9 protein-coding genes are annotated in these 14508 nt (G+C 60.3%); 2 read left to right on the plus strand and 7 right to left on the minus strand.

Translation table 11 applies throughout. From position 1 onward, the window contains the following. Nucleotides 1–3: 3 nt before the first annotated feature. Both Ga0074115_RS13710 and hybE read left to right on the plus strand, forming a co-directional pair. Nucleotides 4–525, plus strand: a complete 522-nt coding sequence (locus Ga0074115_RS13710) for a TorD/DmsD family molecular chaperone (RefSeq protein ID WP_232433111.1) — start codon at nucleotides 4–6, stop codon at nucleotides 523–525. After that, nucleotides 518–1066, plus strand: a complete 549-nt coding sequence (gene hybE / locus Ga0074115_RS13715; RefSeq protein ID WP_057956374.1) for a [NiFe]-hydrogenase assembly chaperone HybE — start codon at nucleotides 518–520, stop codon at nucleotides 1064–1066. Before Ga0074115_RS13710 ends, hybE begins: the two co-directional genes overlap by 8 nt. 279 nt (nucleotides 1067–1345) lie before the next feature. On the opposite strand, the gene Ga0074115_RS13720 is transcribed toward hybE, so the two are convergent. The 7 genes from Ga0074115_RS13720 to Ga0074115_RS13750 form a co-directional block, all read right to left on the minus strand. Continuing rightward, a complete protein-coding gene (locus Ga0074115_RS13720) occupies nucleotides 1346–2341 on the minus strand; it encodes a malate dehydrogenase (RefSeq protein ID WP_057956370.1) in 996 nt (331 codons plus the stop codon). 113 nt (nucleotides 2342–2454) lie between these two features. After that, on the minus strand, nucleotides 2455–3849 hold the full coding sequence (gene pntB, locus Ga0074115_RS13725) for a Re/Si-specific NAD(P)(+) transhydrogenase subunit beta (protein ID WP_039960128.1): 1395 nt from the start codon (nucleotides 3847–3849) through the stop codon (nucleotides 2455–2457). 12 nt (nucleotides 3850–3861) lie between these two features. After that, nucleotides 3862–5424, minus strand: a complete 1563-nt coding sequence (locus Ga0074115_RS13730) for a Re/Si-specific NAD(P)(+) transhydrogenase subunit alpha (RefSeq protein ID WP_057956373.1) — start codon at nucleotides 5422–5424, stop codon at nucleotides 3862–3864. Nucleotides 5425–5436: 12 nt separating this feature from the next. After that, nucleotides 5437–7356: an aconitate hydratase gene (locus tag Ga0074115_RS13735; RefSeq protein ID WP_057956369.1), complete on the minus strand. Its 1920-nt coding sequence runs from the start codon at nucleotides 7354–7356 to the stop codon at nucleotides 5437–5439. Nucleotides 7357–7935: 579 nt separating this feature from the next. After that, the gene (locus Ga0074115_RS13740) at nucleotides 7936–10167 is read right to left on the minus strand and encodes an NADP-dependent isocitrate dehydrogenase (protein WP_057956368.1); all 2232 of its coding nucleotides are present in this window, start codon (nucleotides 10165–10167) and stop codon (nucleotides 7936–7938) included. 42 nt (nucleotides 10168–10209) lie between these two features. Then, the gene (locus tag Ga0074115_RS13745) at nucleotides 10210–12927 is read right to left on the minus strand and encodes a CoA-binding protein (RefSeq protein ID WP_060528630.1); all 2718 of its coding nucleotides are present in this window, start codon (nucleotides 12925–12927) and stop codon (nucleotides 10210–10212) included. A 79-nt stretch (nucleotides 12928–13006) separates the two neighbouring features. Beyond that, nucleotides 13007–14278, minus strand: coding sequence for an ATP citrate lyase citrate-binding domain-containing protein (locus Ga0074115_RS13750; protein ID WP_040819861.1), 1272 nt, complete (start codon nucleotides 14276–14278; stop codon nucleotides 13007–13009). Nucleotides 14279–14508 lie beyond the last annotated feature (230 nt).

Genomic DNA, 14508 nt, shown 5'->3' on the forward strand with positions numbered 1-14508 from the left:
GAGATGAGACGATCGGGCGAGCAGCTGCGGCTCCTGGCCGGGCTGCTCTCCATGCCCGACCAGGATGCGCGGGAGATCATCCAGGGCCTGGCCGAACAGCACCCCTGGCTCGCAGAAGCGGCGGAGGAGCTGGGTAGCACCCCGCTGGAGCAGTGGCAGGGCGAATACACCCGGCTGTTTATCAGTGGTTTCCCCAAGACCGCTTGTCCCCCCTACGAATCGGCCTACCGCAGCGGCACCATGCAGGGGCCGACGGTGGCGAAGCTGGAGCGGCTCTACGCGCAGCTGGGGATGTGCTCCAGTGAGATGCCCGCTGACTACCTGGGGGTGATGCTGGAGTGCGCGGCGCTACTGGAGGATGGACAGCAACGACCGGAGTTGCAACAGCGCCTCTGGGACGAGCACCTTAGCCGCTGGCTGGCCGACTTCGCGAACGATCTGAGCCAGCAGAGCGAGCTGGCGCTCTATCGGGCGCTGGGCCTGCAACTGCTTGGATTGAGCGCGGATGGGGCTGGTCATGAGTGACCCGGGTTGGCTGCTGTGCGGTGTGCAGTTGGAGGAAACGCCGTTTCTGCAGGCGGTGATCGATGCTCATCAGACGATCTACCAGGAACACTTCGCCGATGAGCTGATGCTCAACCATCAGCTTGGCATCCAGCTGCGTGCCTACCGCGAGCTAGACGATTGGCGGCTGCTGCTGATCCTCACCCCCTGGATGCTGTCGCGGCTTATCTTTCCGCGCTCTGATCCCGGCATTCCGATCCCGGCGGCTTGGCAGCAGCAACAGCGGGAGGAGGCGGAGTACCAGCTGCTGGGTCCGGCAGTCGAACTGGCGATGCTTGGACAGAACCAGCGCGCTCACCTCAACTACTATCCACAACTCGGCCACTATTTGCTGCAGCCCATCGCTCTCAACATGCAGCAGTACGACTCCGCCGAGGCGGTGTTCGAGGCGTGGAACGAGGTGATCACCACCCGTGACCAGAACATGAAAAAGCTGCAGCGCGACTGCCCCTGGCAGAAAGAGCTCTCACGGCGTGAGTTCTTTGGCCGGCTGTCGCGCTAGCTGCGCCGGTTTAGGCGCTCTTCCGAACAGGCGAGGTTGAGCGCTGCGCCCCTCTCTGGCGCCGACCCAGCTGAGGGACGCCGCCTTTCTGTTGCTACTGCCTCCAGGCGCTGCTGTTTCTGAGAAGGCTGTCGGCAACGATGGCCTTGGCTCCGCCAGGTCCTAGGAGATTGGTGAGCGTTGCAAAAAAGATGGGCGAGCAACACCAGCAGATCTTGCATGGCGGGGTACAAGTAGGGAAGGTTGCCTTCGGAAACAAGACCGGCTAAGTGTTCGTATTCAGACGGTAATCTGCAATTCGCCATGGACGGTGCTACGTTCCGCCTGGAGTTCGGCCAGTGATCGATCCATCATCTGGCGGGAGAAGGGGTCGATGTCGAGACCCTTCACCACCTCCCATTTGCCCTGGTCGCAAATGCAGGGCATGCCGAAGACCAGACCCTCAGGGATGCCGTAAGAGCCATCGGAGACGACGCCCATGGTCACCCAACGGCCTGAGGAGCCCAGCGCCCAGTCGCGTGTGTGGGCGATGATGGCGTTGGCGGCCGAAGCGGCGGAGGAGAGTCCGCGCGCCTTGATGACGGCGGCCCCCCGCTGGCCGACCTTCGGAATGAACTCGTTTCTGTACCACGCTTTGTCGATCCGCTTGGATGCTTTTCGGCCGGCGACGCTAGCGAAACGGATGTCGGGATACATGGATGGGGAGTGGTTGCCCCAGACTACCATCTGCTCCACGGAGTCCACCGGCTCGCCGACCTTGCTGGCGAGCATGGAGATGGCCCGGTGGTGATCCAGGCGCATCATCGAGCTGAAGTTTTCCCGCGGCAGGCTCCTTGCCGTGTTCATGACGATCAAGGCGTTGGTGTTTGCGGGGTTGCCGACGATGGTCACATGGATGTCGCGGGACGCCGCCTCTTCCAGCGCTCTGCCTTGCTCGATGAAGATCTTGGCGTTCTTCAGCAGTAGATCCTTGCGCTCCATGCCGGGGCCACGCGGCAGGGCACCGACCAGTAGGGCATGGTCGGCGTCCTTGAAAGCGGTTTTGGGGTTATCGGTGCCGATGATATCTGCCAGCAACGGGAAAGCGCAGTCCTCCAATTCCATCATGACGCCCTTGAGGGCCTGCTGGGCGCGTTCGTGCGGCACTTCCAGTAATTGCAGGATGACGGGCTGGTCCTTGCCCAACATCTCGCCGGCGGCGATGCGGAACAGCAGTGCGTAACCGATCTGGCCTGCAGCACCGGTAAGGGCGACTCGAATGGGGGCTTTTGCCATCAGGATCTCCTTGCAGAACAGGATGAATGATCAAGGGATCGCATCCCGGATTTCCGAACTGATATCGTCACGGGGGAATGCTCACGAATTCCCCCGTGACTGACATCCGCCGTTTAGATATTGGCCAGAATGGCCTCTACACTTGCTTTGGCATCGCCGAACAACATGCGCGTGTTGTCCTTGAAAAACAGAGGATTCTGTACCCCGGCGTAGCCTGTGGCCATGCTGCGCTTCATAACAACGGTCGTACCCGCTTTCCAGACTTCCAGTACCGGCATGCCGGCGATGGGGCTGCTCGGATCATCCTGCGCACTGGGATTGACGATGTCGTTGGCGCCTATGACCAGTACCGCATCTGTATCGGGCAGATCGTCGTTGATCTCATCCATCTCTAGGACGATGTCGTAGGGCACTTTTGCCTCGGCCAACAGGACGTTCATATGGCCTGGCATACGGCCCGCCACCGGGTGGATAGCAAAACGCACATTGACTCCCTTGGCCCGCAGCTTCTTGGTAATCTCACAGACAGCGTGCTGGGCCTGGGCCACAGCCATGCCATACCCCGGCACCACGACGACACTCTTCGCGTTTTTGAGCATTTCCGCTGTTTCGTCTGCCAGAACGGGCACTACCTCTCCCTGATGCACTTCGCCGCTGGTGGCTGCCGTCCCTTCCGCCGCGCCGAAACCGCCGGCGATGACGCTGAGGAATTGCCGGTTCATGGCGCGGCACATGATGTAGGAGAGGATGGCGCCGCTGGAGCCTACCAGTGCGCCAGTGACGATCAGCAGGTCGTTGGACAGCATGAAGCCAGTAGCTGCCGCCGCCCAGCCCGAATAGCTGTTGAGCATCGAGATCACCACCGGCATGTCCGCTCCACCGATGGCCATCACCATATGGACCCCGAAGGCAAAGGCGATGAGGGTCATGATCACCAGGGGGATAGTGCCGGCCGCGGCGGTTTCCGCCCCCACGAATTCGACACCCAGCCAGACGCAGAGCAGTCCCAGACCCAGGTTGAGCCAGTGGCGGGCCGGCAGATACAGTGGCTTGCTGGTGATTTTCGCGCTCAATTTGCCAAAGGCGATAACGGAACCTGTGAAGGTAACCGCACCAATGAGCACCCCGAGAAAGATCTCCACATCATGGATGGTCCGCTCGACCCCGGTATAGTGGAGGGTGGGGTCCAGGTAGCTGGCGAATCCCACCAGCACCGCTGCCAGACCGACGAAACTGTGCAGGATGGCGACCAGTTCCGGCATGGCAGTCATCTGTACCCGTGCTGCCACGATGATGCCGATGACGGCACCGATGCTCATGCAGACCGCCAGGACGCCGTAACTTGTGACCTGGGCACCCGCGATGGTGGCAGTCAATGCGATCAGCATGCCGATGATGCCGTAGATATTGCCGCGGCGGGCGGTCTCCTGGTTGCTCAAACCACTCAGGGCTAGGATGAACAGGATGCTTGCGGCCAGATAGGCCGTCGTTAAAACGCCTTCAGTCATTTCCAAACCCCTTTATTTGCGGAACATCTGCAGCATCCGCTGGGATACGAAGAACCCACCGAACACGTTGATGGTCGCGATGAGAATGGCAACCGCGCCCAATATCCATACCAGTGCATCCGAACTGGATACCTGCACCAGGGCGCCGATGACGATGATGCCGCTGATGGCGTTGGTCACGCTCATGAGAGGTGTATGCAGGGCTGGAGTCACATTCCAGATCACCATGTAGCCCACGAAGCAGGCCAGCACGAAGACGGTAAAGTGGCTCAGGAAAGCCGCGGGCGCCACTTGGCCCAGTCCCGCCAGCAGTAGGCCGCCGACGGCAAGACCGATGGCGCCGCCCAGGCTGCTCTTCTTCTCTTCCTCCTTCTCCACCGGAGGCGCGGCGGCGGCCGTTGCCGGCTTGGCCGGGGCAGCGGAGACCTGGATCGGTGGGGGCGGCCAGGTGATCTCACCCTCCTTGATCACGGTCGTGCCGCGGATCACGTCGTCATCCATATCTACCACGATCTCACCATCCTTCTCCGGGGTTAGATCGGTCAGCAAGTGACGCAGATTGGTGCCATAGAGCTGGCTGGACTGAGCGGCCAAACGGCTGGGCAGATCGGTGTATCCGATAATGGTGACGCCGTGTTTCACGGTCACCTTGCCCGGTTCGGTCAGGGCGCAATTACCGCCCTGCTCGGCGGCCAGATCCACGATCACGCTGCCGTCGTGCATCGATTCCACCATGCCGGCGGTGATCAGTTCGGGGGCCGGTTTACCGGGAATCAGGGCAGTGGTGATGATGATGTCCACATCCATCGCCTGCTCGGCGAATAGCTTCATCTCCGCCTCGATGAACTCCTTGCTCATAGTCTTGGCGTAACCGGTGCCTGGGGAACCATCCTCCTCCTCTTCGAAGTCCAGCATCAGGAACTCGGCGCCCATGCTCTCCACCTGCTCCTTAACCTCGGGGCGGGTGTCGAAGGCGCGCACGATGGCGCCCATGGAGCCAGCCGCGCCGATGGCGGCTAGACCGGCCACGCCGGCACCGATGACCAAAACCTTGGCCGGTGGTACCTTGCCTGCAGCAGTGATCTGGCCGGTGAAGAAGCGCCCGAAGTTGTTAGCGGCCTCCACCACGGCGCGGTAGCCAGCGATGTTGGCCATAGAACTCAGGGCGTCCAGCTTCTGGGCGCGGGAGATGCGGGGCACGCTGTCCATGGCCAGCACCGTCGCCTTGCGCGCCTTCAGTTTCTCCATCAGTTCCGGGTTCTGTGCCGGCCAGATGAAGCTGATGAGGGTGGCACCCTCGCGCAACAGTTCAGTTTCGTCCCGGCAGGCTTGGTGGTCGATCTCCGGGGCGCGCACCTTGAGCACGATGTCAGATTCGTCCCACAGGGTCTTGGTGTCCTCCACGATTTCGACACCCGCCTCACGGTAGGCATCGTCGCTGAAGTTCGCTTCAGCTCCGGCGCCCGCTTCGATAGCCACCGAGAAGCCCAGTTTCTGGAGCCGTTCGGCAGTTTCGGGGGTGGCGGCAACCCGCTGCTCCCCTTCGTGGCACTCCTTTGGGATACCAATCTTCATGGCCATGATTGCTTATCCTTTATAGGTCATTTTGAATAGGGGCAGCGCGCCGCCGGCCTTTAGGGGGCCCACGTCACCGGGCTCGAAGGCCGGATTCAGCGGGATCCGCTCGCCGTTGACCTCCAAGAAGAGATCCCCTTCCAGGTCGGAGACGTCGATGGAGACGGTGTCGCCCTGCTTGATCTTGTCGTAGTCCGCCTCGTTGGCAAAGGTCAGGGGCACAATGCCGAAGTTGACCAGGTTGGCCACGTGGATGCGGGCGAATTGGGAGACCACCACGGCGCGCACGCCCAGCCAGCGGGGGCAGAGCGCCGCATGCTCGCGGGAACTGCCCTGGCCGTAGTTCTCGCCGCCGACGATGATGCCGTGACCGCCGGCGTCGCGGTGTTCACAGGCACGGGTGGAGAAGCTCGGGTCCACCTGATTGAAGGTGGCCTGCATGGCGTACTCCTTGACGTTGGAGCGCAGCGGAAGGAAGGTGCCGGCGGGCTGGATGTCGTCGGTGCTGATATTGTCGCCGAGTTTCAGCAGAACCTCGCCTTTCAGGGTGTCGGGCAGGGGGTCGAAGTCCGGCAGAGCCATGATGTTGGGGCCGCGGATGACTTCCACCTTCTCCGCTTCCTCTTGGGGCAGAGGCATGATGAAGGAGTCGGTGTCGAGGATTGCCGGCGACTGTTTGAACTCCACATTTCCCTGGGGCACGGTAATCTCACCGGTGAGGGCGCTGGCCGCCGCCACCAGTGGGCTGACCAGATGGACCTCGGCGTCGGCGGTGCCGGAACGCTTGGGGAAGTTGCGGTTGAAGGTGCGCAGAGAGATGCCCTTGCTCACCGGGGAGCCGCCCTGACCGATACAGGCGCCGCAGCCGTTCTCCTGGATGCGGACGCCGGAGGCGTACAAGGAGGTCAGGTAACCGGACTCGGCCAACTGCATGGCCACGGCACGGGAGCCGGGATAGAGCAGGGTGTCCACGGTGACGCGCTTGCCCTTCAGCAACTCGGCGAAGGAGGCGATGTTCTCGTAGGAGCTGTTGGTGCAGCTGCCTACGGAGACCTGGTTGATCTTGGTGCCGGCGCGGTCCGCCACCTTTTCCACGTTGCCGGGGGAGGGGTAGATGGCGATCAACGGTTCCAGGGCGGAGAGGTCGATGTCGATGACGCGCTCGTACTCGGCGCCTTCGTCGGCCGCCAGGGGCTGGTAGTCCTGACCGCGTCCGCGGCTCTCCAGGAATTCCTGGGTGCGTTCGTCGCTGGGGAAGATGGAGGTGGTGGCGCCCATCTCGGCGCCCATATTGGTGATGGTGGCGCGCTCGGTGAGGGAGAGGTTGGCTACGCCCGGACCTGCATATTCGAAGATAACGCCCTTGCCGCCCTTGACGCCGTTGATCTCCAACATCTTCAGGATAACGTCCATAGCCATCGCGCCTGGCTTCAGAGCGCCGGTCAGGTTGACCTTGACCACCTTTGGCATGGGCATGCTGTACTCGCCGGTGGCCATGGCCAGGGCCACGTCGTAACCTCCGGCGCCCATGAAGATGGCACCGCAGCCGCCGGCGTTCACGGTGTGGCTGTCCGCGCCCACGCCGGTCATTCCGGGCTTGACGAAGTTCTCCATATTGAGAAAGTGGCAGATGCCGGTACCCGCTGGGGAGTAGACGATACCCAGCTTCTGGGCCACCGTCTTAAGATATTCGTGGTCGTCCGGATTACGAAACCCGACCTGCAACATGCTGTGGTCGACGAAGTTAACGGAGAGCGGCTTGACCCGTTTGACGCCCATTGCCTCCAGTTGCAGCATGCACATGGTGCCGGTGGCGTCCTGTGTGAAGGCCTCGTCCACCCTGATCTTGATCACACTGCCGGGCGCTGGCAGCTCATTCTCATCCACCAAGTGGTCGAGCAGGATTTTCTCCGTCAAATTCAAAGGCTTCATTTTGCTCCTCCTTTGGAGTGCTTAAATTTGGTTTGCGTCAATTATTGTCTGATTCAGCGCCAATAAATTTTGATTCCGATAAATCCCAACGAGGGGATCCTAGGCGCTTGCCGGATTATGGGTGACCCGGCTGCAAAAGCGGGAGAGCGGTCCAGATCCTTCGCTTCGTTCTTCTCCGCTGCTTATGATGCGCCCCCTGTCGAGGTCGCCACACGGTCTAAATCCGCTCCCGGTGGATTTGTCGTTGCGTAGGATCCTCTATGCGCCTCAAATCAGCGAAATAGTGGCCGCGACACGGCGTGCGCCAACTGGGTGTGGGAGTCGGACGTCACGCCCTGGTTCCACAGTGTTCCAACGCGGCCACCAAGCGTCCCGGACGCAGGGCGGCCGGGGCGCTTGGCTTTTCCGAGTTCGTCGTTGGTCACGGATGCCGCACGTTCGTAAAAGCGCTTGCCGTTTATTTCCAGTTCGTATCCTGCATTGCTGGTCGGTTGAATCGTCCACTATTCGCCTTCTTCGAGCCTTGAATACGAAACCCTGTCCGGCGCAATCTTGGCTGATTGATTTTTTTCAGCTGCCTTAACCAAGAGCATCCAATGCCGCATTGAAGCTGGCGCTGGGCCGCATGGCGTTTAGCATCTTTTCCGCATCTGGGCGAAAGTAACCGCCCATGTCGACAGGCTGCCCTTGGGCTGCATTCAGCTCTTCGATGATCTTTGCTTCATTGTTTCCAAGTTGCTGCGCTAGTGTGGCAAAACGCGCCTGAAGTTCTGTGTCTTCGGTCTGCTCGGCCAGCGCCTGCGCCCAGTAGAGGGTGAGGTAGAAGTGGCTTCCCCGGTTGTCCAGTTCATTCACCTTGCGGGACGGTGACTTGTTGTTGTCGAGGAACTCGCCGGTCGCCTTGTCCAGCGTATCCGCCAGGATTTGGGCCTTCTGATTGCCGGATACGGTGCTCAGATGTTCCAGGGATGCCGCCAGCGCCAGGAATTCGCCCAGGGAATCCCATCTGAGATGCCCCTCTTGTTGGAACTGTTGGACATGCTTGGGTGCTGAGCCGCCAGCTCCCGTCTCAAACAGTCCACCACCGTTCATCAGCGGTACGATGGAGAGCATCTTGGCGCTGGTGCCGACTTCGAGAATCGGATAGAGATCGGTGTTGTAGTCACGCAGCACGTTGCCGGTCACGGAGATGGTGTTTTCTCCCGCCCGCATGCGTTCAATGGAGAGTTTCGCCGCCTCGTAGACGCCCATGATGCGGATATCCAGCCCCTCGGTATCGTGGTCTTTCAGGTATTTTTCAACCTTTTTCTTGAGTTCCGCAGTGTGGGCCCGGTCATCGTCGAGCCAGAAGATCGCCGGCCAACCGGTCGCCCGTGCGCGGGTCACCGCCAGTTTCACCCAGTCCTGAATCGGGGCGTCTTTGACCATTACCATGCGCCAGATATCGCCTTCCTCGACTGCCTGCTCGTGGATGGTTTGACCCTTGCTGTCAACGACACGAATGATTCCGTCGCCAGGGGCCTCGAAGGTGGTGGGGTGTGACCCATACTCCTCCGCCTTCTTTGCCATCAGACCCACATTGGGAACCGTGCCCATGGTGGCCGGGTTCAGTGCTCCATTGGCGATGCAGTTCTCGATGGTGGCCTGATAGAGCGGTGCGTAGCTGTGGTCCGGGATCACGAACTTGGTGTCGTGCTGCTTGCCGTCTGGACCCCACATCTGGCCTGAGGCGCGGATCGCAGCGGGCATCGAGGCGTCGATGATTACATCGCTGGGTACATGTAGGTTGGTGATGCCCTTGTCGGAGTTCACCATTGCGATCGCGGGACGATTTGCATACAGCGCTTGGATATCCGCTTCAATCTCGGCCTTCTTATCCGCCGGCAGCTTCTCGATCTTGGCGTGCAGGTCGCCCAGGCCGTTATTGAAATCAACGCCGAGTTTCGCAATGACATCCGCGTGTTTCTCGATGACGTCTTTGTAGAATACCTTGACGCAATGACCAAAAATAATGGGGTCCGAAACCTTCATCATGGTTGCTTTCATGTGCAGGGAGAACAGCACGTCCTGCCGCTTCGCGTCTTCCACCTGCTCCGCGAGAAATTGGGTCAGGGCGTTTTTGCTCATGAAGGTTGCGTCAACCACCTCACCCGCTTCCAGTGGAGTGCTTTCCTTCAAAACGGTAATGCTTCCGTCCTGGCCAACAAACTCGATTTTTGCGTCGGTTGCCTCGGCCATGGTCACGGATTGCTCGTTGGCACAGAAATCCCCGCTGCTCATGGTGGCTACATGCGATTTTGAGTCCGGGCTCCATGCACCCATGGAGTGCGGGTTCTTCTTTGCATAATTTTTTACCGCGGTTGGCGCCCGGCGGTCGGAGTTTCCTTCTCTCAAAACCGGGTTGACGGCACTCCCCAACACCTTGGCGTAGCGGGCCTTGATTGCCTTTTCGGCGTCGTCTTTCGGCTCGTCGGGATAGTTTGGCAGGTCATAGCCCTGTGACTGCAACTCCGCGATTGCGGCCTTCAGCTGAGGGATCGAGGCGCTGATATTCGGCAGCTTGATGATATTGGCCTCTGGTCTCTTCGCCAGCTCACCCAACTCGGCCAGGTCATCGGATTGCCTCTGGCTGTCGCTCAGATGGTCGGGAAAATTCGCGATAATCCTGCCCGCGAGAGAGATATCCCGTGTTTCGACGGTGATGCCGGACACCTCCGTGAATGCCTTGACGATAGGGAGAAAGGAGCCAGTCGCCAGCGCGGGCGCTTCATCGGTCTTTGTCCAAACAATCTTTGATGCTTTTGGTGTCATGCTTTTTTCTCAGTAGTCAGAACGGTGCCAGCAAATTCTTCGCTAGGAAACATAGGAACAGCGGGATGCCGGCGTCCGCGTATCCATATTTCGGCCGCGGTTGGTATGGTCGTCGATCTCCGCGGCGGAGCCGATCATGCGGCCAAACAGAAACGTGGTGAAGGCGGCGGATTCCATGGTCGCGTCGCTGATCTCTCCATCCGCGTAAGGCCGCCACAGCATCTTCAGTAGAATCACCGCGATCACGGCGTCCACGTTGACGCAGTAGACGTTGCGGCTGACGCCGGTCTTGAACAGGGCGTCGACCAGTTCATGGTAGAACTCGTGGAAGACGTTGTAGCTGCCGCGCTGCTTGAACAGGTCGTTGACGAACACCTCGCGGGGGTCGTAGTTGACCTCCTTGTTCTTGAACACCGGGTGGTTCACGCAGGGGATCTTGGCGTAGGAGAGGTTGCCTTCCGCCTTGGCCTTGGTCTTATACGCCTTGTACGCCTTGGCGTAATCCGTGGCCATGCCGGCCAGCTTTAGGCCGTGGCCTTCGTCGCCGGGGTCACGCAGACCAGAGTCGCGGAATCGGTCCAGCAGGAAGGCGATGGCCTCAAAGCCGTTGCCGCCGTGGGCGAAACCGGTATGGGTGAGGAAACCGATATAGCCTTTGTTGACCTGCACCCGTTCCGGGGCCTCGGGACCGTCGGCGCTGACCGCGCCCTTGGCGCCCTGGGCAGAGATGGTGCCGGGGCCGTTGGAGATGATCAGCCCTAGCAGCACGGAGAAGGCGTACAGCGCCTCTGCATTCGGGCGATTGCCCAGCAGCGCCAGGTGGGCGGTCTCGGTGAAGCTCCAGCCGCTCATTAGGTCGCTGTCGGAGACGCCGTGGAAGCTTCCCGCGCTCTGCTGAGCGCCGCCAGCGGCGGAGCCGATCAGGGTGCTGAAGATGCGGAAGTGCCAAGGCATGGTGCTGATAGTGGTGGCGGAGAGACGCTTGCGCATCAGCGGTTTCCAGGCCAGATGCACGGTAATAGCGGCCAGGACCACCTGTCCACGAACATGTCCGCCGGCCTTTTCGGCGAGGGCCTTCAAGAAATCGATAAAGATCGACTTGGCGCCCCGCGCCTCGATGGCGGCCAGCATGGCGGTTCCGCGTTCACAGGCGTTGTCGGAGACGAAGATCGACGGGTCAGCGGCTTCCAGCTGCTCGGAGATATCGGCGCCGGTGTCGGTCGGATCTTCGATGCCTGCTTTCTTGAACAGCTCCATCATGGTGGTGGCAGCGTTGCGGGAGGCCTCCACCTCCTTTGGGCCCACCATGGCGACGGCGGCAGCTAGTGCGGTATTGGGGCTGTTGCCCGCCTCACGGGAGGCGTCCGTAGCTGCCAGACCGATGCTGCCCGCCTGGTTGACGAAGGCATTCAGGGCGACGTTGGCCAGGGCTGTGCCATTCTCATCCGGGTACTCGCGGATCAGGCTCTGCGCCAGGTTCTCTTCGAAGCTGTGGGTGGAGGCGTCCAGCACGCTGGTGCCGTGGACTCTGGTCACCTGGGTCTTGGGATCCATCATGGAAGCGCCAGAGGCGTCCTTCATGGTCTGACGCGGAAAGACGATGCCCACTTGCTCGCTGAGGCCGGCGATCTGCTCATTGTAGGGGGCCATCGCCTCCACCACTGGCGGATTCAGGTGATCCGGCAGGTCGATCCCCTGGGTGTTGCTGAACCAGCACTTGAGGGAGAGGTCGCCCACGGGTTCGAAGTCAGGTTTGGCGCCTCGCTTCTCCATCACGGCGGTCATGGCGGCCGGGATGTGGGCAATGTTGACCACGACTGCGCCTTTCTCGGAGCAGACGGGGTTGTCCGGGGTGAAGATGGCGTCGACGCCGAACTTCTCCATGAACCACTCTTCCTTGGCGACGGCATTGTCACCGGAACCGGCGATGGCGCCGGCGTGACCGCAGGCCTTGGTCAGTTTTGCCTTCCAGCGGCCCACCACGCACGCGATCACCGGCTTCTCGAATTCGAGATCACGCTCATAGTAGCCGCCTGGTTCGACATACATCACTGCGGCTTTGGAGCGGTCATCATTGTGGAATGCGTAGGTCCACTCCTGCGCGGAGTAGTGGATGTAGAGATCCTTACCAGAGGAGAAGGAGACGGTGCTGCCCCAACCGGCGGTAGCCAGGTAGACCGCAATGGTGGTGGTGAAGTTACCGGAGTTGGAGTAGATGGCCACCGAGCCGGGGAGCAGAGACTCCTCCGGGGCGCTGCCGCCCAAGGCGCCGCCGATGCGGATATGGTTGTGGGCGTCGGCCAGGCCAAGACAGTTGGCGCCGAAGATATCGATACCGTGCATCTGGCCGATGGCGCGGATGACGCGGGCGTCACGTACCGGCACCTTCTCGGTGAGGATGACGATCTTTTTCAGATTGGGGTTGACCCGCACCGCCTCGATCACCCCGTCACGCACGCCGGACGGCGGTAGATAGACCACCGCCACATTGAATTCACAGCCGTCGTCAACGGCCTCGGCCACGTTGTCGTAGACCGGGATTTCACCGATGGCGGTCTTCATCTTGGAGCCGGAACGTCCGGGGGCGGTTCCGCAGACGATATTGCCGCCGGAGTAGATGTGGCTCACAGGGGTTACGGTACGGCTCTCACCACCGGTGATGTTGAGGACACAGACCCGGTCATCTTTGGTGGCCAGTTCCGACAGAGAGTTGATGCCCACGTAGTAGTGGGGAAAGGCGGCTACACCTTGCGGATGCATGATTTTGGTTCCCTCGTTATGACACGGCCTTTTGTACCGGCCATGTCCGGAAATGCTTTGTGAATATCTTGAACGGCTCTCAGGAGATACCCAGTTTTTTGGCGATGGTGTCGCGGCCGCCCTGTGTCATCCAATCGTTGGCCGCCTGGGCGAAGTTGACCACCTCACTCATGGCGGAGTCGAAGCCGAACATCTGGTAAGGAATGCCCAAGGCATCCAGGGTATCCTGCATATAGCCCATGCCGCGGATTACGTTGGGGCCGCCCCTTCCCACCACCACGTAGAGCGGGGTCGGGCCATGAGCGTTGAAATGGTCCCGCAACGCATCCGCCATGGCGCGGAAGGTCTCATAGATATCGGTATTGTTGGCCTTGCCGCCGATGATGAAGAGCACGTTGGACTGCTTCAGCCAATATTTGTAAACGATACGGCTGATGTCGTGCATCTTGGCGTAGGGCGGGTTACCGCCGAAGTCGGAGGAGATGGTGGCCGCGTCTCCCAGTAGTTCGGTCACCAGGGCGTTGGCCCCGCCGCCGAAGGTCATGGCGGTTATGCTGCCCGCTTCATTGACGACGAACACGTCGGACTGGCCCTGGTAGGTGCGCAGCGAGTTCACCTCCTGCTCGAAACTGGAGTAGCTGGAGGTATCCAGATCATCCGGCAGCCCCAGACGATCGACGTTGGGATCATCGTCGTCGAAGGAACCCTTGAAGTCGCAGGCCACCGGGACCAGGCGTCCTTTCCCGTTGGGCATCATGCGGATCGGATTCAGCTCCAGGGTGGTCATGCCGTAGTTGTGGTACAGATCCCAGAGCTTGGGCAGGTTCTGCACCAGCGGGCTGATCAGCTCACTGGGAGCGCCAAGGCGCTTCAGTGCATTGGAAACGACAAAACCCTTCAGCCCGGTGAGAGGATCGAAGGGAATGCTGGCAATCTTCTCCGGGGGCAACTCCTCTATATCCATGCCGCCGTGGTGAGTGATGGTGATGGTCGGCGCCCGGAACTCCGTACTGTCGGTGATGGAGAAGTAGATCTCGTACTTGGCCGGCACCGCTCCCTCGAATGTAACGCCTTCGGCCTTGCTCAGAGTATTGTTGTGGAAGTGCTCGGCGAAATAGAGCCGCGCCTTCTCTTGCATGGCATGGCTCAGGTCCTTGGCCCGGCCCAGCAGACCGGCCTTACCCTTCTTGCCAACACCGCCCTTGAAGATGGGCTTGACGAAAACTTCGCCGCAACGATCTATCAGGTCTTTGATCTCTTGATCGCTTGCCTCCGGCCCCAATATCTCGGACCGGGGGAAGCCGACAATATCCAGGAGTTTCGCGCCGTAACGCATCCCAGTGATGTTCATTACATCTGTCCCCTTAACACTCTATATAGTTTCGTAACCATTCCGCCCACCGCTGAGGCACGGAGATCACAGAGAAAACCGGGGAAATCTCTGAACTCTCTCTGTTCCTCTAGGGAATAGCCACATGGTTTCTAGTATTAATCGTTCCGAAAGTATTGGCAGTCTATTTTTGAACTTGCCAAAATATACTTTGTATCTGACATGCGGAAGAAACTCTTAATCAGCGAAGT

This window comes from endosymbiont of Ridgeia piscesae, assembly GCF_001443665.1.
Classification (GTDB): domain Bacteria; phylum Pseudomonadota; class Gammaproteobacteria; order Chromatiales; family Chromatiaceae; genus Endoriftia; species Endoriftia persephonae.